The organism is Exiguobacterium sp. s59 (genome assembly GCF_018617475.1).
GTDB classification, from domain to species: domain Bacteria; phylum Bacillota; class Bacilli; order Exiguobacteriales; family Exiguobacteriaceae; genus Exiguobacterium; species Exiguobacterium aestuarii.
This window is the reverse complement of record NZ_JACSKG010000006.1, coordinates 67,084-89,076: the sequence shown is the minus strand read 5'-3', so window position 1 is coordinate 89,076 and position 21,993 is coordinate 67,084. Positions and strand designations below refer to the sequence as shown.

Annotated in this window: 23 protein-coding genes; 16 read left to right on the top strand and 7 right to left on the bottom strand. The window is 47.4% G+C overall.

The features are described from left to right. Window positions 1-6 precede the first annotated feature (6 nt). The 7 genes from KNO91_RS12580 (at window position 7) to KNO91_RS12550 (ending at window position 5,913) form a co-directional block, all read left to right on the top strand. Complete coding sequence (locus KNO91_RS12580; protein ID WP_214790603.1) at window positions 7-477, top strand: cytochrome c oxidase subunit II; 471 nt, start codon at window positions 7-9, stop codon at window positions 475-477. Further along, window positions 478-2,163: a b(o/a)3-type cytochrome-c oxidase subunit 1 gene (locus KNO91_RS12575; RefSeq protein ID WP_214696425.1), complete on the top strand. Its 1,686-nt coding sequence runs from the start codon at window positions 478-480 to the stop codon at window positions 2,161-2,163. Window positions 2,164-2,213: 50 nt separating this feature from the next. Further along, window positions 2,214-2,804: a kinase gene (locus KNO91_RS12570; protein WP_214796384.1), complete on the top strand. Its 591-nt coding sequence runs from the start codon at window positions 2,214-2,216 to the stop codon at window positions 2,802-2,804. 139 nt (window positions 2,805-2,943) lie between these two features. Next, complete coding sequence (locus tag KNO91_RS12565; protein ID WP_214790820.1) at window positions 2,944-3,336, top strand: GntR family transcriptional regulator; 393 nt, start codon at window positions 2,944-2,946, stop codon at window positions 3,334-3,336. Then, window positions 3,314-3,994, top strand: coding sequence for an ABC transporter ATP-binding protein (locus KNO91_RS12560; protein WP_214796386.1), 681 nt, complete (start codon window positions 3,314-3,316; stop codon window positions 3,992-3,994). The genes KNO91_RS12565 and KNO91_RS12560 overlap by 23 nt, the downstream gene beginning before the upstream one ends. Further along, window positions 3,991-4,797: a hypothetical protein gene (locus KNO91_RS12555; RefSeq protein ID WP_214818253.1), complete on the top strand. Its 807-nt coding sequence runs from the start codon at window positions 3,991-3,993 to the stop codon at window positions 4,795-4,797. The genes KNO91_RS12560 and KNO91_RS12555 overlap by 4 nt, the downstream gene beginning before the upstream one ends. Window positions 4,798-4,806: 9 nt before the next feature. Continuing rightward, window positions 4,807-5,913, top strand: coding sequence for a hypothetical protein (locus KNO91_RS12550; RefSeq protein ID WP_214796392.1), 1,107 nt, complete (start codon window positions 4,807-4,809; stop codon window positions 5,911-5,913). A 22-nt stretch (window positions 5,914-5,935) separates the two neighbouring features. On the opposite strand, the gene KNO91_RS12545 is transcribed toward KNO91_RS12550, so the two are convergent. From KNO91_RS12545 to KNO91_RS12535, 3 genes are read right to left on the bottom strand one after another with little or no spacing between them, the layout of a single operon-like run. Then, the gene (locus tag KNO91_RS12545; protein ID WP_214790593.1) at window positions 5,936-6,580 is read right to left on the bottom strand and encodes a hypothetical protein; all 645 of its coding nucleotides are present in this window, start codon (window positions 6,578-6,580) and stop codon (window positions 5,936-5,938) included. After that, entirely contained in the window at window positions 6,577-7,743 is a 1,167-nt protein-coding gene (locus KNO91_RS12540; protein WP_214790591.1) for a DEAD/DEAH box helicase, read from the bottom strand. Before KNO91_RS12540 ends, KNO91_RS12545 begins: the two co-directional genes overlap by 4 nt. 53 nt (window positions 7,744-7,796) lie before the next feature. Further along, complete coding sequence (locus tag KNO91_RS12535) at window positions 7,797-8,219, bottom strand: hypothetical protein (RefSeq protein ID WP_214790589.1); 423 nt, start codon at window positions 8,217-8,219, stop codon at window positions 7,797-7,799. A 361-nt stretch (window positions 8,220-8,580) separates the two neighbouring features. On the opposite strand from KNO91_RS12535, the gene pflB reads away from it, so the two are divergent. Beyond that, complete coding sequence (gene pflB / locus KNO91_RS12530) at window positions 8,581-10,827, top strand: formate C-acetyltransferase (protein WP_214796393.1); 2,247 nt, start codon at window positions 8,581-8,583, stop codon at window positions 10,825-10,827. A 56-nt stretch (window positions 10,828-10,883) separates the two neighbouring features. Further along, a complete protein-coding gene (gene pflA, locus KNO91_RS12525; RefSeq protein WP_214818251.1) occupies window positions 10,884-11,600 on the top strand; it encodes a pyruvate formate-lyase-activating protein in 717 nt (238 codons plus the stop codon). Between the two features lie 50 nt (window positions 11,601-11,650). On the opposite strand, the gene KNO91_RS12520 is transcribed toward pflA, so the two are convergent. Together KNO91_RS12520 and rsgA are read right to left on the bottom strand one after the other, a co-directional pair. Beyond that, the gene (locus KNO91_RS12520) at window positions 11,651-12,901 is read right to left on the bottom strand and encodes an Nramp family divalent metal transporter (protein WP_214796396.1); all 1,251 of its coding nucleotides are present in this window, start codon (window positions 12,899-12,901) and stop codon (window positions 11,651-11,653) included. A gap of 143 nt (window positions 12,902-13,044) precedes the next feature. Continuing rightward, window positions 13,045-14,010 carry a ribosome small subunit-dependent GTPase A gene (gene rsgA, locus KNO91_RS12515; RefSeq protein ID WP_214796398.1) on the bottom strand — a complete coding sequence of 322 codons (966 nt, stop codon included), beginning with the start codon at window positions 14,008-14,010 and terminating at the stop codon, window positions 13,045-13,047. Window positions 14,011-14,255: 245 nt separating this feature from the next. Here rsgA and KNO91_RS12510 point away from each other — a divergent pair, with 245 nt between their 5' ends. The 7 genes from KNO91_RS12510 to KNO91_RS12480 all read left to right on the top strand — a co-directional run bounded on the left by KNO91_RS12510 (window position 14,256) and on the right by KNO91_RS12480 (window position 19,313). Continuing rightward, window positions 14,256-14,645 (top strand): lmo0954 family membrane protein, encoded by a 390-nt coding sequence (locus KNO91_RS12510; protein ID WP_214696396.1) that lies wholly within the window; start codon window positions 14,256-14,258, stop codon window positions 14,643-14,645. Between the two features lie 22 nt (window positions 14,646-14,667). Continuing rightward, the gene (locus tag KNO91_RS12505; RefSeq protein WP_214818249.1) at window positions 14,668-15,312 is read left to right on the top strand and encodes a PspA/IM30 family protein; all 645 of its coding nucleotides are present in this window, start codon (window positions 14,668-14,670) and stop codon (window positions 15,310-15,312) included. A 78-nt stretch (window positions 15,313-15,390) separates the two neighbouring features. Continuing rightward, window positions 15,391-16,080 carry a cell wall-active antibiotics response protein LiaF gene (liaF, locus tag KNO91_RS12500; RefSeq protein WP_214818247.1) on the top strand — a complete coding sequence of 230 codons (690 nt, stop codon included), beginning with the start codon at window positions 15,391-15,393 and terminating at the stop codon, window positions 16,078-16,080. Then, a complete protein-coding gene (locus KNO91_RS12495) occupies window positions 16,077-17,099 on the top strand; it encodes a sensor histidine kinase (RefSeq protein WP_214818244.1) in 1,023 nt (340 codons plus the stop codon). Before liaF ends, KNO91_RS12495 begins: the two co-directional genes overlap by 4 nt. Before the next feature lie 2 nt (window positions 17,100-17,101). Next, complete coding sequence (locus KNO91_RS12490; protein WP_015880838.1) at window positions 17,102-17,737, top strand: response regulator; 636 nt, start codon at window positions 17,102-17,104, stop codon at window positions 17,735-17,737. Then, entirely contained in the window at window positions 17,734-18,285 is a 552-nt protein-coding gene (locus tag KNO91_RS12485; RefSeq protein ID WP_214818242.1) for a GNAT family N-acetyltransferase, read from the top strand. Before KNO91_RS12490 ends, KNO91_RS12485 begins: the two co-directional genes overlap by 4 nt. Before the next feature lie 98 nt (window positions 18,286-18,383). Continuing rightward, complete coding sequence (locus KNO91_RS12480; RefSeq protein ID WP_214818240.1) at window positions 18,384-19,313, top strand: NADP-dependent oxidoreductase; 930 nt, start codon at window positions 18,384-18,386, stop codon at window positions 19,311-19,313. A 72-nt stretch (window positions 19,314-19,385) separates the two neighbouring features. On the opposite strand, the gene KNO91_RS12475 is transcribed toward KNO91_RS12480, so the two are convergent. Further along, a complete protein-coding gene (locus KNO91_RS12475) occupies window positions 19,386-21,284 on the bottom strand; it encodes an ABC-F family ATP-binding cassette domain-containing protein (protein WP_214818238.1) in 1,899 nt (632 codons plus the stop codon). Continuing rightward, window positions 21,281-21,982, bottom strand: coding sequence for a lysophospholipid acyltransferase family protein (locus tag KNO91_RS12470; RefSeq protein ID WP_214790571.1), 702 nt, complete (start codon window positions 21,980-21,982; stop codon window positions 21,281-21,283). Before KNO91_RS12470 ends, KNO91_RS12475 begins: the two co-directional genes overlap by 4 nt. Between the last annotated feature and the right edge of the window lie 11 nt (window positions 21,983-21,993).

The following is a 21,993-nucleotide window of genomic DNA, read 5'->3' as shown; positions in this document are numbered from 1 at the left end:
CTCATCGTGCATATTCATAAACTAGAAAAATATTGGCTTACATTTGGTATTATCCTACTCGCGGTCTTCTTGACGGTCCTCGGGGTATCGGCATTCGCAGCAGGGAATCAGCCAGCATCAGATGCGGACTTGATTGATCCAGCAAAAGTGAATCAGACGGCTCCGTTCGACAAACCTGGGCTACATCAAATTGGCGACAATGAATACGAACTCGTCATGATCGCGCAAGCATTTACGTTCACGCCAGGGAATGTTGAGATTCCAAAAGGTGCAAAAGTGACGTTCCTTGTGACGTCACCAGACGTCGTCCACGGATTCCAGTTAACGGGTACACCGGTCAACATGATGGTTGTCCCAGGACATATCAACTCATTGACGTACACGTTCGAGGAAGCTGGCGAATTTTTGATTCTTTGTAACGAGTATTGTGGAACAGGGCATCACATGATGTCGACTAAAATCAAGGTGGTGGAATAAATGAACGACGTATCATCTAAACTGAAACAATGGGAGATGGAACGCGGGGTTCCTGTTCCGAGTATCGGAGCGAAAGAGGCGCGTCTTGCTTACGGTCACGTTCTCGTATCGATTCTCGCCGTCTTGATCGGAGCGTTGGCTGGTTTGACACAGACGTTGATTCGGACCGGGGTCATCCCTGAAATCTTTGGATATTATCAATTGCTAACGGCTCACGGTATCATGCTCGGGATCGTCTTCACGACGATGTTCATCATTGGTCTCTTATATGCGTTACTGGCGAAGTCGTTCGGTCGCTTTGAATCATTCCCGACACGTGTCGCGTGGCTCGGCTTTTGGACGATGATTATCGGTGCCGTCATGGTAACGGTCATGATTTTGGCCAACAAAGGGACGGTCTTGTATACGTTTTATGCACCGCTCATGGCAGATCCGCTCTTCTATGTCGGACTCGTCTTGTTCGTAGTCGGAACGTGGTTGTCGTCGTTCGCGATGTTCCGTATGTATGCGGATTATAAACGTGACAATCCAGGCGTTCATCCACCGCTCCCGGCTTATATGAGTATTATGACAATGCTTCTATGGGACATTGCAACACTCGGTGTCGCAGCAACGATTTTATTCCAACTCCTTCCGCTCTCATTAGGATGGACGGATACAGTCGGAATCGAGTTGTCACGTACATTGTTCTGGTACTTCGGTCACCCGCTCGTTTATTTCTGGCTCATGCCAGCATACATTGTATGGTATACGGTCGTACCGAAAGTCATCGGTGGGAAGATCTTCTCAGATGCGTTGGCACGGATGGCATTCTTGTTATTCCTACTCTTCTCATTCCCGGTCGGCTTCCACCATCAATTGACAGAACCGGGCATTGAACCGTTCTGGAAGTTCGTACAGGTCATCTTGACGTTCTTGGTCGTTATCCCGTCATTCATGACAGCATTCTCGCTCTTTGCGACGTTCGAACTTCGTGGACGTGCGCTCGGCGCGAAAGGGTTGTTCGGATGGGTGAAGAAAATGCCGTATGGCGATGTTCGTTTCCTTGCACCATTCGTCGGGATGTTATTCTTCATTCCAGCCGGTGCAGGTGGAATCATCAACGCTTCGCACCAATTGAACGCGATGGTCCACAATACGCTTTGGGTCACGGGGCACTTCCACATTACAGTCGGGACGGCTGTCGCCTTGACGTTCTTCGGAACGGCCTACTGGCTTGTGCCGGTACTTCGTGGTCGTACGTTGACGAAGGCAATGAACAAACTTGGATTGATTCAAGCAGGGACTTGGGCGTTCGGTATGGCCATCATGTCGTATGCGATGCATATTTCAGGATTGAACGGGAACCCGCGTCGTACAGGTCCAGCGACTTACTTCTCGGATGCGTTGACACGGGAATGGATCCCATACCACGTCATGATGGCGATTGGGGGAACAATCTTGTTCATCTCGGTTCTCATCTTCGTGTATTCGATGTTCAACCTGTCGTTCCTCGCACCGAAAGGCGAAGAGGAATTCCCGCTCGCCGAGACGGAAGAAGCAGCGATGGACACACCGCGCTATTTCGAGAATTGGAAACTGTGGATCACCGTGACGTTTGTTTTGATCGCATTTGCATATACGGTTCCAATCTGGCACTTGATTGAAAGCGCGCCTCCAGGAGCGCGTGGTTGGGTACTCTGGTAAACTAAAGTCAGCTCATTCGTGAGCTGACTTTTTGTGTGGGGAGGAACGACATGAACGTATTGGATGTGATATGTTCTGCACGAGCGACGCACGCGGGGAATCGTCCGTTTGTCGTAGCAATTGATGGGTTGAGCGGAGCGGGCAAGACGACGCTCGTCTCACATTTGAATGGGGAGTCCGATTTACTTGTGCTTCATATCGATGATTATATCGTCGAACGTGCAAAACGCTATGAGACCGGACAATCTGAACCGACCGAGTATTATGCACTCCAATGGGACGTGTCGCGTCTTGAGCGTGAACTGTTTCGTCCCTTAACTGAAGGGGTTACGAAGTTAGTATTACCGCGATATGATCAGGAACGAGACGTCATTACAGAACAGGTCGTGGACGTATCATCTGCTCATACGGTTGTCGTGGAAGGAATCTTTCTACAACGCCCGGAATGGCAGCCTTATTTTGACTATGTGATTTATCTCGATTGTCCACGCGAGGTTCGGTACGAACGGGTATTGAATCGTGATACATATCTCGGCAATCCGGCGGAACGGCTTGCGAAATACAAGCGTCGCTATTGGCCGGGCGAAGACCTTTATCTTGAACGAATAGACCCGAAAAACACTGCACACATCGTGCTATAACTGAATGTCTCAGCATCTGACACGTTCGTCAGATGTTTTTTATTTGGAGAAAAATTGAAAAAATGATTGACGTAGAAGTGTATTACACTAATAATACAGTTAGAAAGTGTATTAACCATGTCATACACTTAGAAAGGTGATGAACATGCAATTCAATACGAGGGCACCGGTGTATCTACAGGTCGTCGACTACTTTAAAAAGAAGATGGCGCTCGGTGAATTAAAAGCTGGAGATGAGATGCCATCTCGGCGAGAGCTTGCGAATGATTTGAAGATTAATCCGAACACGGTTCAAAAAGCGTTTAAGGAAATGGAGGATCAACAATTGATTACGACCGAACGAAATCGACCGAGTCGCGTGACGACAGATGTAACGATATTGGCACAAATCCGCTCCGAGATTGTAGATGACGCGGTCGCGGTATTTGTGGAATCAATTCAAGAGCTTGACGTCTCGGTAGACGAACTTGTCGAGAAAATCAAACGACAGTACAAGGAGGGAATGTACGATGATCGAAGTGTTGGGAGTTAAGAAGCGCTATCGCCGAAAACAAGTCATTGAAGACGTTTCGTTCACAGCGAATAAAGGGGAAATCACATGTCTCATCGGACTGAACGGTACAGGGAAATCGACGTTATTGAAAGGCATCATGGGGTTGACGCCTTTTGATAAAGGGTCGGTATTGATTGATGGAAAACCAATCGATTTGAATCGTGTCGCTTTCGTCGCCGACCATGCGATGTTCCCGATTCACTTTACAATCGAGCAATGTGAGGCGTTCATGAAAGACTTTTATCCTTCATTTGATTCGACATTATTCGCCCGTCTTGTTGAAGACTTTAAATTGTTCCCGGAAGACAAGTTGAGCGAGTTATCGAAAGGGACGCTCGCAAAAGCGAACCTCGCACTCGGTATTGCGCAAGACCCGGACTATTTATTACTCGATGAACCGTTCTCGGGTATCGATGTCTTCTCGAAAGAACAGATTGTCGAACTGTTTTCGAGTGAGGTCATGGAGAATCGTGGCGTGCTCATTACGACACACGAGATTGAAGATATCGAGTACTTGATCGACAAGGCGGTCATGTTGAATAACGGAAGAATCGTCCGTGAGTTTGATGTCGAAGATGTCCGTTTTATTCATGGAAAGTCCATCGTCGATGTGATGAGAGAGGAGTACGGGGCATGAATCTATTGAAACTATTGAGTTGGGAAGTCGAGCGTGTCACAAAACCGTTCTTGATGTTAGTCACCGGTCTCATCGTCGTTCAGTTTGGATGGCTTGGATACTTTTTATGGGATGAGACGAACTTTTATGAACAGTTGAGACGTACAGGAGATGCAGACTATCAAATGTCATTTTCAGACTATCTTGGAGGTACACCATATCTCTTGTCACTCGGGATTGCGGTCGCAGCGATGTTGTTATACAGCGCCTGGATCTGGTATCGCGATTTTCAAGGACGAGGGACGTTCATGTTGCGACTACTCACGATGCCGCAAAAGCGGATGACTTTGTTTTTCGCCAAACTCGCTACAATTTTGATGATGACGTTGGGGTTATTGGCCATCGAATGGATTGCCCTCAAATTACAATACATAGCGTTCACAAGTTGGTTTGATGGGAAGATGATACCGATAAACGGATCATTTGATCAAGCTCTATCTATTAACGGAATATTGGCCATGATGTATCCTACTTCAGTCGTCAACTTTGTCATCCATCAATTGTTTATTGTCATCGTCGTATTATTTATTTTCACATTTGTGTTGTTTGAACGAAGTTTCTGGCAACGGACGATGTGGTCACCCGTACTTAGCTTATCTACCTTGATGGTCATACTGACTATTCCGATATTGGGCTATGCCCTTTTGTCGAATCGATTGATTTATGATGAGACAATCGTATATGTGGGTGTTGTGTTAATCGTATGGGCAAGTGTGACAATTTGGCTCAGTCGAAGATTTTTACAAAGCAAATTGAATGTGTGAGGTGAGAAGATGAAGCGAATGTGGAATGTGGTCGCACTTGGTGCGGTCATTGTGATAGGGCTTGGAACATTTGCCGTTGACGCAATGGAACCAAAAGCGAAGTGGTCGTTAAACATCAGTTCGAATCCATCTGTTTGGAAAGACGCGGTCGTTGAATTTGGTTATAACGCAGAGAATGATGTTGCTCAAAGGTTTGAAGTCACTTCTGAGGAGAGTCGAGTCACCTCGAATTTGAATTATATCGCTGAAGGAATTCGTTATCGAGAACGTTTAAACAAAGAAGAGCGCTCGATGCACCGACAAATGAACGGATTGACGTTTGCACAATCAATTCAAACGGAAAATGGATTCATAGGAATTGGCCAAAATAGAAATGAAGAGCTCATAATCTTTAACCAGTTAGACGGAAAAGAGATAACCACTTATGAGTTCGATGCAAAAGATCGTCAAATTTACGAGATCTTGACAGGTGTGTGGGCAGGTTTGTTCATAAATGATGGTCAACTAAATTTGATTTATCGAGAAGGCTATGATGGTGATGAAACGACGATGCTTGCGACATTCAATCAAACGATGGATGACGTCACTGTCAAAGAAATAAAGTTGGATAATGGATTTATCACGCACGTAAGTGGAACAAGTCGTTTTTATGGAACAAGTGGATCACCATCAATGTCCGAAACACGCTATGTCCCAGTCGGTGTCAATGCCTATGAGACAATTAGAGAAGGGGAAGAAACGTATTATAGTGGAATTACGATGCCGGGCCAATTCGCTTATGATACGGAAACAGGACAAGTTGTTCAGTTGGCAGGAAATCAAGACTTTTGGGACTATACAGTGTTCGAAAATAAACTGTTCACACTAAATACGGATGGCGAAGAAACTGTCATTGATTTAAAAACAGGTGAGCAGATGACCCGGAACGTTCTCGACTCGGTGGATCACGCCTTCTATGCAAACGGTCGTCTGTACCAAACGCGCCAAGCGAAAGATGGTGTCGTCATCGATGTATACGAGGATGGGGAACAAATCTCAAGTGCGGCAATCACGCCTGAAAATGAAGAAGCGCGTGACATACTTAAACAGATTGACGTGTACGTTAGACAAAAATAAGCAAAGGGCCGCGGCCCTTTGCTTATTTTGATGGTTTCGGTATGATGACGCCTTCTTCTAAATCCAGCAACAAGTCGATCAGTTCCGCACAGAACTCCGGGAACTGCTCCAAAAAGGCACCGGGGCCGACTTCATCCGTAAAGTCGATATAAAGATCGGACACGTTTCCAGACATTTTCGCAGGTAAGGCGAGAAACGCCGAGCCGAAGCGCCAACTGCCTCGGATATCGAGTAACTTCCCGAGGACGAGGTCACCAGTCTCACGTTCTTCCGGTAACTGGACAGCGTACGTCTCTTTCGACTCCCAGTCTTTCAACTGACCGTCTTCCGTCACTTCAAAGATGCTGCAACGCGGGACGGCAAGTCCACGAAGTGCGTGATAGAGGGCAGGTGACATATCGCTTTTATGGTCGGCCAAGTAGCGACCATGTGGCGTCATCCCCTCCTCGTCCGTCTCAAAGAAGACGGCCCAATCGATGAAGAGGTCGCGGAAGAGCTCGGCATCTTTTAAATGCCATGTCCCTTCCGATGCAATCTCTTGAATATAATTTGTCCATTGCGTGCTTCGCGCGAGAGCCGCTTGCTCATACAACTTTTTCAGTTCGGCAAGCAATTCGGACTCTTCGACGAGCAAAGGGAAGGGAATTACTTTCCGGTCTTTTTTCATCGGCGCGGTCCTCGCTTGTTCGCAGGACGTTTGACGACAGGAGGCTTCTCCTCGATTCGTTTCTCAATCACATCGCCACGATAAATCTCGAGTTCTTTCAACTCGACACCGAGTTGACGTGCGAATGATTTCAAGTGTGGCAAATCGTCTGTCGTCACGAGGGAGAGGACCGTTCCGCCTGCATTACCGCGAGCCGTACGGCCTGAACGGTGGATGAAGTCATCGATGGATTCTGGTAAGTCGAAATGGACGACATGTGTCACATCTTCGATATCGAGACCGCGCGCCGCGAGACCTGTCGTGATGAGGAGCGGGTATTCGCCTTTACGGAATTCACGGAGTGTCTCGACGCGTTCGCGTTTTCCTTTCAAGCTGTCAAGCATGCGATAGTTCACTTTCAACTTCTGAAGCTCTCCACGAAGTGGTGGTAAGAACGAGCGGTTATTGATGAACGCGAGTGCTTTCACGCCATCGACGTGCGAAAGACGGCGTAAGAGTTCTGGTTTGTACCGACGCGTCGTCAACATATAGCCGTATGTCACTTGATCGCTGACAGCACGCTCGATTTTGATGTGTGCTGGTTCGTCCATGAATGGTGCCGACCATTCTTTAAGTGAATCGGTGAGTGTTGCCGAGACGAGCGCAAGCTGACGTTCGTGCGAAGTATGCTTGATGATACGTTCCGCTGCCTCTGTCAAACCGCTGTCGATGATTTGATCGGCTTCGTCTAAAATGACGGTATGCGTCTCATGGAGTTTCAGTTTTTTCTTGTCGATCAATTCAACGAGACGTCCCGGTGTCCCGACAATCAAATGAGGCTTTTTCTTGATTCGGTCGATTTGGCGTTTCAATTCGACGCCACCGATGAATGAACCGATACGGACATCACCTTTTTCAGTGAAGCGCTGTGCGACTTGTTGAATCTGCATGACAAGTTCACGAGTCGGGGCGACGATGACGACTTGGATCCGTTCGTTCGATGGGTCAATCTTTTCAATCGCTGGAAGCAGGTAGGCGAGCGTTTTACCCGTCCCGGTCGGTGCTTCGATTGTCACATCTTTTCCATCTAATAGTAGGGGGAACGCTTCTTTTTGGACCGGCATCGGCTCGTTAAAGCCCATCCGTTCCCACGTTTCGTTAATAAAAGGTTTTGTAAAATTCATAATAGGTCTCCTTATCTTTAGGCAAAAACAAAGGAAGCGAAAGCGCTCCCTCGTCAAATATAGCGAACATGCTCCTGACCATCTTCCATTGAAGAACGTAACGTCTGTGTGAACGTCTGACCGTCTTCGATGAGTTTGATGTGGGCGTCTGCACCTTCTGCTGTCAATTCAACTTTCTCAATCGTGAATCCTTGGTAGACGCGATACTGTAACTCGGACGTCATTTGCTCGAACGGTTTCAGTTCCGGATGTACCGTGATGACATGGATTGGACGCGACAAAAGTACGGCAAGTAACTGGTCGCGGTAATCGATAAAATCTTCATTCTCGATGTCATCGTCAAAGCGAATCCAAAACCCTCCGTCTTCAAATTCTGTGATAAATCCGTCACGCTTTTCACCAGCTTCGTCAACTTTCAGTGAGATGCGATCGCCGACTTGAAAGGCGTGGCTTGTTGTTAATGGTTCATACGTCATGAGTAGAACCCCTTCCTCTTATGCAATGTTCTGCCTTCATTGTGTCTGATACGACACAAAAATTCAAGTTCTAACCGAATGATGTGAGATTTATCACCCTAAAAACTGTATAGTTCGTCACAGAACAATCAAATTAGTACAGATGATCGTTTAACCCTATTCAAATGGGAATCAGCTGTTTCAAAATAGATAAACTAGTAGATGTAACAGTTTGTAAAACGCTTTCAAAAACGGCTGTTTCATCACGTTCATAAGATTGTTACAAGTTTCACAAGAATGTAAAACATATTGTTCACGTTTTCACGTACACTCACAGTATAGATAACACGCAGTTACTTTCGAGAATGAGGAGTGAATCAACATGGCAACTGAAATCAAATCCGCATGGTCAGGTTTTGTGCCTGGTCAGTGGACGAATGAAGTAAATGTCAGTGAGTTTATCCGTTTGAACCGTCATGAATACACAGGGAACGATACGTTCTTGGCAGGTCCGACAGAAGCGACAAACGTTCTTTGGAACCGTGTGATGGAACTGACAAAAGAAGAGCGTGAGCGCGGCGGCGTTTGGGACGTCGATCAACACACACCGTCGACAATCGTGTCGCATGGACCAGGTTACTTAAACAAAGAGTTAGAAAAAGTCGTTGGCGTTCAGACGGATGAGCCGTTCAAACGTTCGATTCACCCGAATGGCGGTATTCGCATGGTCGATGCAGCACTCGAATCATATGGTTTCGAACCAGATGAAGAAATTACAAAAATTTACTCAGAGATTCGTAAAACACATAACCAAGGTGTCTTTGATGCCTATACGCCGGAAATGCGGGCAGCTCGTAAATCAGGAATCATCACAGGTCTTCCCGATGCTTACGGTCGTGGACGCATCATCGGTGACTATCGTCGCGTCGCCCTCTACGGAATTGACTTCTTGATGGCAGAACGCAAAAAAGATTTGGCGAAACGCGGTGGGTTCTTATCCGAGTCGGATATTCGCGATCGCGAAGAACTGAATGAACAACTTCGTGCCCTCCAAGAACTTAAACAACTCGGGGACGCTTATGGATTTGACCTCGGTCGTCCTGCGGAAAACACGCAAGAAGCGTATCAATGGGTGTACTTGGCATACCTTGCTGCGATTAAAGAACAAAACGGTGCTGCGATGTCACTTGGACGCGTCTCAACATTCCTTGATGTGTACGCTGAACGTGACCTTGAAGCTGGTCGTTTAACAGAGTCAGACGTTCAGGAAATCGTCGATCACTTCATTATGAAGCTTCGAATCGTCAAATTCTTACGGACACCGGACTATAACGAATTGTTCTCAGGTGACCCGACTTGGGTAACGGAGTCAATCGGTGGGATGAGTGAAGATGGTCGCTCGAACGTCACGAAGAGCTCGTTCCGATTCTTGCATTCACTCACGAACCTCGGTCCTGCTCCAGAGCCGAACTTGACGGTTCTCTGGTCGACGAAGCTTCCAGAAGGCTTCAAACAATACTGTGCGAAAATGTCGATTGAAACTTCAGCGATTCAATATGAGAACGATGACTTGATGATGCCGCAATTCGGTGACGACTACGGGATCGCATGTTGTGTGTCACCGATGAAGATCGGGAAACAGATGCAGTTCTTCGGTGCGCGCGCCAACATGGCAAAAGCCCTTCTTTATAGCATGAACGGTGGACGAGATGAGAAGAGTGGCGCTCAAATCGCTCCGTCTTGGGAAATGAACACAGAGGATGTGCTCACGTACGAAAAAGTATATGCCGACTTTGACCGTACACTCGACTGGTTGGCAGAGCTATACGTCAACACACTCAACGTCATTCACTTCATGCATGACAAATATGCGTACGAACGAATCGAAATGGCGCTTCACGATCCAGAAATCTTGCGGACGATGGCTTGTGGGATTGCGGGTCTCTCGGTAACGGCTGATAGTCTCTCAGCAATCAAATACGCAAACGTCAAACCGATCCGAAACGAAGAAGGCATCATTGTCGACTTCGAAACGGAAGGCGACTTCCCGAAATTCGGAAACAATGATGATCGTGTCGACGCAATCGCCGTCGAACTCGTCGAATCGTTTATGGAAAAAGTACGGAAGCATAAAACATACCGTGACGCGCTTCATACGCAATCGGTCCTCACGATCACATCAAACGTCGTTTACGGGAAGAAAACAGGGAACACGCCAGACGGTCGCCGTGCCGGTGAACCATTCGCTCCAGGTGCAAACCCGATGCATGGACGGGATACGAAAGGTGCGGCTGCATCGCTCTCATCTGTTGCGAAACTTCCATTTGAACACGCGCAAGATGGAATCTCATACACGTTCTCAATCGTACCGAAAGCACTCGGAAAAGAAGAAATCGCACGCGAACTTAACTTGGCGGCACTTCTCGATGGGTATATGAGCGGAGAACACAAAGGACATCACTTGAACGTCAACGTCTTTAACCGCGAGACGCTTCTAGATGCAATGGAACATCCAGAAGAGTATCCACAACTCACAATCCGCGTATCAGGATATGCGGTCAACTTCATCAAGTTGACACGTGAGCAACAGATCGACGTCATCAACCGTACGTTCCACGGTTCGTTGTAAGTAAAGGCTTAGCGGCCTTCCACGGAGGGCCGCTCATTCGTTAGGAGGTCATTTCGATGACAATGGGATATGTACATTCGGTCGAATCATTCGGAACAGTTGACGGCCCTGGTATTCGCTTCATCGTCTTTTTACAAGGTTGTGCATTACGTTGCCTCTATTGCCATAACGCGGACACGTGGGATTTCAAAAAGAATAATCACCGTTCGGCTGAAGACGTTATTCAAGAGGCCCTCAGCTACCGTCCGTTCATGGAAGCATCCAATGGCGGCATCACCATTTCAGGTGGTGACCCACTTGCCCAGCCAGAATTTCTAGAGGCGCTATTACGCGAAGCGAAAAAGCACGGGCTTCACACGACGCTTGATACGTCCGGTGCACTCCGTCCTCCTAATTTAGATGCCATTTTAGATCACACTGATCTCGTCTTACTCGATATCAAACATATCGACGATGACATGTGTAAAAAATTGACGGGACGTAGCAATGCCAACACGCTCGCGCTTGCTGAACACCTTTCCGAGCGCGGAACGAAAATGTGGATTCGCCACGTCCTTGTACCTGGATGGACGCTTGAAGAAGGCGCGCTTCGTCGTACTGCGGCGTTCATTCAAAAGCTAGACCATGTCGAGAAAGTCGAGATTTTACCGTACCATGAGATGGGCGTCTACAAATGGGAGGCGCTCGGACTGGATTATCCGCTCAAAGGTACGATGCCCCCGACATCCGATGAAGTCGAATGGGCGGAAGGGATTTTGCAGGGAACCGTATAAAAACAAGCGCAGGCCGATGTGGCCTGCGCTTGTTTTTATAGATTCAGAGATTAGATAAAGGTTTGGACAATCAAAAATAGATTTAATGCGATGACAATCGCTGTGATGCCCCATCCAATCCATGTCGTAAAGCGATGATTCACGAGCCCACCCATTAACTCTTTATTGCTCGTAAAGAGAAGCAGAGGAATGAGGGCGAATGAAATACCGAAAGAAAGAACAACTTGACTCCAAACGAGAGCGTTTGACAAGTTGACACCGGACAGGATGAGTAAGAGTGGCGGGGCCATCGTAATTACACGACGTACATAAATCGGAATATGCTTTTGAATATACCCTTGCATGACGACATCTCCGGCCAATGTCCCGACGGATGCACTTGATAATCCGGCAACCATTAAGCCGATGCCAAATAGAATGGCAATTGGTGAGCCTAAAAAAGAGTCAAACTGCTGGTGAGCAATTTCTAAATCGTTTACGATCATCCCATTCTTATAAAAGACGGCGGCTGCGATAATCAACATACTGGCATTGATTGCGCCAGCGAGGACCATTGCGATTGTCACATCAATTCGTTCAAATTTCATGATACGCTTTCGTGCTACCACATCTTTTCCCTTGATTCGTCGTTGTGTCAAAGCGGAGTGCAAATAAATAGCGTGCGGCATGACCGTTGCACCTAAGATCCCGGCAGCTAGTAAAATACTTTCTGTCCCGTCAAAACGAGGAATGAGGAGACCTGATAAAAGGGGCATCACTTCGGGTTGGGCACTAAACGTTTGAATGGCAAACGCGAGAGCAACGACGAGTAGCATCCCGGTCACAAGCGTTTCAAGTGGGCGATAGCCACGTCTTTGTACTTCTAAAATGGCAAAAGAACCGGCCGCGGCAAGAAGTGCTGCTTGAATGAGCGTCACATCAAACACGAGGTAGATCCCGAGTGCTGCACCAACAAATTCTGCCAAATCAGTAGCCATAATCATCAATTCGGCTTGAATCCATAAAAAGATAGCGGTCTTCTTAGAGAAACGGTCACGACAAATTTCAGGTAAATTTTTTCCTGTCGCAATTCCGATTTTAGCAGACAGCGTTTGAATTAATCCGGCCATCAAGTTTGCGATTAAAATGACCCATAAGAGTAAATAACCAAATTGAGAACCTGCTGCAATATTAGTTGCATAGTTTCCGGGATCGATGTATGCGACCGAAGCGACAAAAGCTGGACCTAGAAAAGGGAGAAGTGTTTTAAGTTTTTGAGTCATCGAGCGATGTGTCCGAATTGATTCGACTTCATTCAACATGACAGATCCTTCTTTCTTGCCTAATGGTTAATTTGTTTACCTAGGTAAACATTTTAAGTATATGGCAAGTTTACGCCTGCCTAGAGAAACTGTCAAATTACAATAAAAAGGACTGCGAGCAACTTCGCTCACAGTCCAACGAACTATATTCGTCGTTTTTTCTTTTCTAAGACGCGGGCATGTTCTGCCTGTTTCTTCTCCATATAGAGAAGTTCCCGCTCAAGTTTGACGTAACTCGCATAGCGTTTCGCATCTAGCGTACCGTTCGTGAGCGCCTCTTGGACGGCACATCCCGGTTCTTTCTTATGAGAACAGTCGCGGAAACGGCATGTCTCGGCAAGTGCTTCGATATCGCGGAACGTCTCATCGAGGTGCTCGCTTCCTTCCCATAGGCCAAACTCGCGCATACCCGGTGTGTCGATGACATATAAGTCATCGATTCGGAACAATTCGCGGTGTGTCGTCGTATGCTTTCCGCGTTCGTCCTGTGCCCGGACGGTTTGTGTGACGGCAAGTGTCTCGTGGGCAAGGGCGTTCGTCAGTGTAGATTTTCCGACTCCGGACGAACCGACGAAAGCGATTGTGCTCTCACTCGGTAACGCATGACGAAGTTCAACCATACCTTCTCCAGTCACGGCACTGACCGGGAAAACGTCAATACCTGGTGCATTCAGCTGAATGTCTTCAAGCAATGTGTCGACGGAGTCGACTTGATCGGTCTTCGTCAAAACGATGATAGGGATTGCCCCGGTGTCCCAGGCGGCTAGCGTGTAGCGCTCTAGACGACGGATGTTGAAATCGTGTCCACACGCCATTGTGATCAAGACGTAGTCGACGTTCGCGCAGATCAGTTGTTCACGTGTCTCGTTGCCGGCGGCCGCTCGTGAAAGAACGGTCCGACGCTCAAGGAGATGGTGAATCGTACCTTGACCATGCTCGCGAACTTGAATCGTGACATAGTCGCCGATGACCGGATAGTCCCGTTCGCTCGTCGCTTCATGTCGAAATTTTCCGGAAACCCCGCACATATACGCATTTTCTCCGACAGATACCGTATAAAGATGTTGGAACTGTGCTGTGACACGTCCCGTTTCAGTTTGTTGAAACAAAATAGAATCCTCCTTTTAATGATGGAGGACGTTAGCCCTCCGATTCGCTGATACTAGTTGGCGTGCATTCATCATGTTGCTCATAAAACATCATCCTTTCATTGTTCGATAGCATAAGTGTACCACAGGAATTGAAAACGATAACATCTCAGTCTATAGACCGAGGCAAAACAAGCCTTCCGCTCGTCGACCTATACAAAATAACGTATTATGATAAGAGTGTACTTAACAAGGAGGGATGACAGATGAATCACCAAGTGAAAAAGGTGTTGTTCATCGTAGCCGCGATCGCTCTAGTGCTCGTGTTGATCGGTTCTTTACCGAATATGATTTTATTCGGATTAGGAGCGCTCTTGACGCTTTGGGCTGGAGTCCGTTTTCAGGCTGTGACACACATCGGTGCTAAAGTTGGTTTCGGGATCCTTGCCGTTATCGGGATTGGGACGATGCTCTCAAACATTTGGGCACTCGTCGGAATCATTGTCGCGTGGTTGTTGTTTAAAGGGTATATGATGTATACAGGTGAAAAACGCGACCCAGAAGTCGAAATTTTAAATGCCGACGGAACGCGTGCTAGCCGTAGTAGCTTCCAACAGTTCGATCAAGTGTGGCAAAAATTTGTTAATCGTCGTTAAGATTTCATAAGGAGGATTCACCATGAAGACACCGTTTGATCAGTTTCGTGAATTAGCGAATGAATTGACGAAAGAGATTTCGAAAGAAGTGAAGAAATATCAAGATAAAGAAATGCCACGTTCAAGTGGAGAAGCGGAATTGAACCGTCATATCCGCGGAGCAGAGAAGGAAGCATTATCGGTTGAGCGTCTCGTTGAGCGTCAACGTACACTGCTTGCAGAATTGGCTGGGAAACGTGATGAGGCCAAGAAGATGGCAGATAAACGATATGAACAGACAGAACTGGCGAAACAAGCCGGTGAAGAGAAGCTAGCAGAACGTGCAGCGCTTGAATCGAAACACTACGGAGAACAATATCGTTACTTCGAAGGGTTGATTGATGAGGGAGAGCGTGAATTAGATGCGTTGGAGCGTCGTGCGCTCGAGATGAAACTGAAACTCGATGAGATGCAAAATAAACGATATGAATTTGCGATGCGTGAAAACCTTGATCTCTTAAAAGGAGCACTTGACCAAATCTTTGGTCAAAACACGTCGCAGTCTCATCCGTTTACAGAGGAAGAAGAGAAAGAACAACCTGCTGAAGAGAAGCAAGATACGCAAGAAGACGAAGATGATTTTGAAGCAAAACTAAAAGAACTGGAGCGTCGCTTTAAACAAGAGTGAGGTGACGGTTCGGCGATGACCTGCATAAGGTCATCGCTTTCTTTGCTTCATACATATGATTAGAAAGGGGGAATGGACATGGAACGTTGGAACACACGTCAAATTATTGGATTCATGATTATCTTATTTTCAGTGGGACTCTTTATCGATATCGTGACGGGTGGGAATAGCGTCTTATTCAGCATGATCCTTCCATTGCTTCTTCTTTATATTGGACGTCGTTTCAGTCGTCGAGGCAAGCAGTCGGCTAGCTACATCTTTTACGCAATCGGGGGCATTCTCTTGATTGGTTTGATTTTCTCATCAGCCGCGTTCGGATTTGTGCTCTCTGGACTGTTATTGTTATTCGGATACCGACTCTATAAAAATCGACCGGTCGAAGCAAAAATTCGAACACCCCTTCGCCAGGAGCAAGCCTTCTCGTTCGGTATGAAAGAAGCGGGTCACTATGTGTTACGGGATACGAATGAATTCTTTTTACTGCGTGATATCGAGATGGATTTATCGCAAGCCATCATTCCTGAAGGAGAGACATTTTTACTCCTGAACGGACTTGCGGGAGACATTCGTATCCTCATTCCGGCAGGTTATGATTATTCGATTGATGCATCTATCGGGTTTGGGAAAGTTCAAGTCGATGATTCGAACTATTCACCGGTGTTCAACCGTCGCTTCTATACGGCGTCCGATGATTATGTCCAGGCTACGCGGAAAGTACGGATTCATATCGTGCTCATGAGCGGAAGTGTCGAGGTGATGACGGTATGAAAAAAGATTCATATCCACGAACGGTCGTCTGGCATCAATTGTTCAGTAGCCTCTTGACGGCTCTCTTGATTACAGTAGCGTTTCTCATAGGTGACTCGACTTCACTGAGCGACTTATTTTCGCGTGAAGAAGGGTTGCCTTTCGGTGTGTCCATTTTAGTGATTGCCGTCTTAATCGGTAGTATCTTCGGAGTCGCTTCCTATTTTTATTTGCGTCGAGACTTTCGAGAGGTCGCGAACGCCCTATGGAAACTAGAGAACCAAAAAGAGATCACGTTCCGACCGTTGTCTCCTTACCGAGATACGCTCGAACGAATCGTTCGCGTGTCGAAACAGCGCCAAGAGATGATCGAGATGGCGAAGCGGGTCGGTGAGCGTCCGGTCAGTGTCGAAGAGGCGCGTAGTGAAGCCGTTGTCGAAGAAAGACGCCGTGTCGCGCGGGAACTTCATGACTCGGTAAGTCAACAGCTTTACGCCATTTCGATGATGACGACTGCGGTCAAGCAGACGATGCAGACGAAACCGGAATTAGCGAGTAAACAAATGGAGCAAGTCGAGTTGATGGCTCAAACGGCACAGGCAGAGATGCGTTCGTTGCTCTTGCAACTCAGACCAGTGGAATTAGAAGGTATGACGTTAAAGACTGGGATCGAGCGTCTATTAGAAGAATTATCGCGTAAACAGTCGACCGAGCTCGTCTGGCGTTTAGAAGAAGTGAAGTTATCGCGCCATACCGAAAATGAGCTGTTCCGTATCGTCCAGGAGGCCATCAGTAATACGTTGCGACATGCCAAGGCGACTCGTCTAGAAATTGAAATGCGAACGGTACAACAGACGGTCATTTTAAAGATTAATGATGATGGAATCGGATTTAACGTGGACGATACACAAGTCGCCTCATATGGATTACAATCGATAAGAGAGCGCACGGCGGAAGTCGGTGGAACGTTACGATTGGTCAGTGTGCCGAATGTCGGAACACAAATTGAAGTACGTGTGAAACAACAAGTGGAGGGGTAATGATGATTCGAGTTGTATTAATTGATGATCATGAAATGGTCCGAGCGGGCGTGTCTGCCTTTTTATCGACACAACCGGACATCGAAGTCGTCGGTGAGGCATCGGATGGCGCAACGGGAGCGGAGCTCGCGATCGCAGAAAAACCAGACGTTGTCCTCATGGACTTAGTGATGGAGCCTGTTGACGGTGTTGAATCGACGAAACGAATCAAAGCAAGCTGGAAAGAGGCTAAGATTTTAGTCGTGACGAGTTTCTTGGATGATGAGAAAGTATATCCCGTCATCGAAGCCGGTGCGATGAGTTATGTCCTCAAGACGGCAAACGCTAATGAAATTGCGGACGCGATTCGTCAGACGGCTGCCGGCAACCCTGTCATGGCTGCTCAAGTGACTGGGAAGATGCTCGAACGGTTGCGTCATCCAGAAATGACCCTCCACGAAAGCTTGACTGCGCGGGAACGAGAAATTTTGCAACTGATGGCAGAAGGGAAGTCAAATCAGGTCATCGCGGATGAACTGTTCATCTCACTGAAAACGGTGAAGACACATGTTTCGAACATCTTGACGAAACTTGACGTCTACGACCGGACACAGGCGGTCGTCTATGCATTCCAACACAACTTGGTCAGTAAAGGATGAACGGGCTCCCGGTAATTGAGACAGACCGCCTTCGACTGCGTCCTCTCCAAATGGAGGACAGTCCACACGTATTCGCCATTTTCTCAAATGAACAAGTGCTCCATCACTATGGAATGGAGCCGCATCAAACATTAGAAGAAACGGAACAGATGCTTACGCATATGCTCGATCAAATCGAAACCGGAGCAATCATCCGATTTGCAATTGAGCATCGTGAATCAAAAGCGTTGATCGGAACGATTGGGTTTCACAATCGGGCGCCGTCACACCGGCGTGCCGAAGTCGGCTATGAACTCAGACCGGAATATTGGCGTTCGGGTTATGCGACCGAGGCCCTTTATGCAGCCCTCCAATTTGCCAAGACGCGTGAGATTGAACGTGTCGGTGCGATTGTCTATGTCGAGAATGTCGCATCACAACGCATGTTGGAGAAGAACGGATTTATTCAAGAAGGTCGACTACATAATTACATGCGGCAGCGGGGACAAGCCCATGACGTCTATGTATATAGCTATATGACAACCGAACTGACTCATCCGTCGATTTGAGCACACCCGCATTACGCGTGGTGTGCTTTTTCGTTTGTGAGATAAACAAAATGGGAACCGAGTAAAGGTGAGTCATTCACTAAAAGGAGGACGATGAAATGAAAGCAGCATATATCGAACAGTATGGTGGATCGGATCAATTCAAAGTAGGTGAACTGCAGCAACCGACAATCGGTGCAGATGACGTATTGATTGAGGTTCATGCCGCAAGCGTCAATCCGGTCGACTGGAAACTTCGAGAAGGATACTTAAAAGAGATGCTCCATTACGAGATGCCGCTCGTCATCGGGTGGGATGTATCGGGTGTCATTCAAGAAGTCGGGGCGAACGTAACCGAGCTTGAGGTCGGAGATGAAGTGTTCAGCCGTCCCGATATTGCGCGACAAGGCACGTATGCTGAATATGTTGCGGTCGATGCCCATCTTGTCGTCAAGAAACCAGCTTCATTGAGTTTCGAGGAGGCAGCGTCACTTCCACTCGTCGCACATACGGCATGGCAAGTCATGTTCGAAGTGATGGATGCCAAACCAGGTGACCGAATCTTCATCGGTGCCGGTTCAGGTGGTGTCGGAACAGTAGCCATTCAACTCGCAAAAGCACACGGATTGTATGTCGTCACGTCGACAAGTACGCCAAACGTGGATTGGGTCAGTAAACTTGGAGCCGACGAAGTCATCGACTATAAACAGCAAAATCCGGCAGAAATCGTCCGCGATCTTGACTTCGTGTTTGACACGATGGGAGGCGACGGACAGAGCAAACTATATCAAATGCTCAAAGAAAACGGGATGCTCGTCTCCATCTCAACAGCACCGAATGAAGAGGAAGCCGAACAGGCGAATGCTCGTGCCGAGTACGTCTTCATGCAACCGACAGGGGAGCGTTTGAAAAAAATTGCGGAAGCTGTTGAAAAAGGTGACCTGAAACCAGTCATCGACCGCGTCTTTGATTTGGAAGACACGAAACTGGCCCATGATTATGGAGAAGAAGGGCACGCAAAAGGGAAAATCGTCATTAAAGTGAAGTGATGTAAAAGAGGTGGATTTCCGAAACGAGCACCGGAAATCCACCTCTGTTTTATTTTATTTGAAAGGCTTAGGTTAGCCTTTTTTCTGTGCTTGAATTTGTTCGTCGATTTCAGATAGGTACGTCCAGCGTTCCATCTTCGCATCGAGTGTCTCTTTCAGTGATGCAATCGTTGCATACAATTCATTGACTTTACCGAGGTCGCTGCCCGCTGTCGCAAGCGTTGCTTCTTGCGCTTCAATCTGTTCTTCAAGCGCGGCGATGTCTTCCTCGATTGTGTCCCACTCCTTTTGTTCTTTGAAGGTGAATTTGACGACTTCGGACTTCGCACGTTCTTTCTTTTCTTTCGGTTCTTTCTCTTTCTTCACTTGACGAGCCTCTTCTTGACGCATCGTCAAGTAGTCGCTGTATTCTGCGTGATACACCTGGATCGTCCCGTCTTCAAATGCAATCAACTGCCCGGCGATACGGTCTAAGAAATAACGATCGTGGCTGACAGCGATGACCGTACCTGGGAACGATTCAAGATAATCCTCTAACACGGACAACGTTTCCGTATCCAAATCGTTTGTCGGTTCATCTAGGAATAAGACGTTCGGCTCGTCCATAAGAATGCGCAGAAGGACGAGACGTCGTTTTTCTCCACCAGATAGCTTCGCAATCGGTTTGTATTGCGCATCCGGCGAGAAAAGGAAACGTTCGAGCATTTGACCGGCCGTGATTGTCTCGCCGTCCGGCGTATAAATCACTTTCGCAATCCGCTCGATTTCGTCAATGACGCGTCGGGATTCGTCTTCAAACTCAACTTGCTGGCCGTAATAGCCTAGATGGACTGTTTCTCCGTGAACAATCGTGCCGCTCGTCGGTTCCAAACGTTTGGCAAGCAAGTTCATGAGCGTTGATTTCCCACTCCCGTTCGGTCCAACAATGCCGTAGCGTTCACGGCGACCGAAAATCCAATTGAACTGCTGAATCAGAAGCGAGTCGTCGTATCCGAAAGATAAATCCTCGACCTCAATGACTTTTTTACCAAGACGGCGAGACCCAACAGAGACGTCGAGTGATTCCTCTTCGGCTAAACTCTCTTGGTGCTTTAAGTCTTCAACGCGTTGAATGCGTGCTTTTTGTTTCGTTGTTCGTGCTTTTGCACCTCGACGCAACCAGGCGAGTTCGCGTCGTAAAATATTTTGCCGCTTTTGTTCCATCGATTGTGCCCGTGCTTTTCGTTCGGCACGCTTCTCAAGAAACAGCTCATAGTTTCCGTTATAGAAGTAACTCGTCCCGTCTGCAATCTCTAAGATGTGGTTTGTGACGCGATTTAAGAAATAACGGTCATGGGTGATGAGAAGGATAGCTCCCCGATAATCGGCAAGCATCGTCTCGAGCCATGCGATCGTGTCGGCATCCAGTTCGTTCGTCGGCTCATCTAAGAGCAATAAGTCTGCTTCGTCGAGTAACGCTGCAGCGAGAGCGACCCGCTTTTGTTGCCCTCCAGATAAGGCGTTCACATCGACGGACACATCAGGTAGGCCGAGACGGTTCAAAATCGACTTCAGTTTGGCTTCCGTTTCCCAAGCATCTGCGGCATCGACAGCCTGTTGAGCTTTCATGAAACGTTCGAGTAATTGCTCACTCGTTGGATCCGCTTCGAGCGCTTGGCGGGCACGTTCGAATTGTTTAAGAGCTTGAACGGATGGTGTATCACTCGTGAACAAGGCATCAAGAATTGTTTGCCCTTCGTCGAACTGGACCGTTTGGGTCAAATAACGAATGCGGTAATCGTTTGGATGTTGCATCGTTCCTCGGTCTGCCGTCTCGGTGCCGGCGATGATTTTCATGAATGTCGATTTTCCAGAACCGTTCACACCGATGATCCCGATGCGGTCTCCTGGATGGATCGTCATCGTCACGTCATCAAATAATACTTTGTCGGCAAACTCTTTATGAATGCCTTCAATCATTAATAAACTCATGCGTTATCTCCTTCAATCTGTTGACGAATGGCCGCTTCGACTGTTGCAGCGATTTCCTTATTCGGTAAGTCAGCCGGATCGATTGCTGGTAAGAAAGTGACGTCAACCGTTGCCGGGGTAATTCGGTTTTTAGCCTCTAACAGTTTGTAGCTTCCTTGAATGGCAACGGGAACAATCTTCGCACCGCTTGACGTCGCGAGCGTCAGACTTCCAGCTTTAAATTCTTTCATAGGACCACCTTTTGAACGTGTTCCTTCCGGGAATACAATCATCGACTGACCAGACTGAATCGTCTCGACACCAGAGCGAATCGCTTTGATTGATTGACGACGATCGCTACGATCGATGAAGATACAGCCCATCATTTCCATCCAACGCGGGATGATCGGGAATTTTTGTACCTCAATTTTTGAGATGAATGCTTTCGGTCGTTTCGTAGCCGTCAACATGATAGGAACATCGAAGTTCCCTTGGTGGTTCGATACGTAGACGACCGGTTCATCCGGAATCTGCTCTTGTCCATGGACACGAATGTCAGCACCGGCAACCTTCAATAAAAATTGAGCCCATTTATAGGCGATGTCTTGTACATAGCGATAGCGCTGTGGCGTCTCAATTTTTTTCGCCTTCTGTAAAAATGGGACGGTAATCGGTAGCACCGCAAAAAACGAGAAAAACCATACTGCTGTTCGAATCATTTTATTTTCTC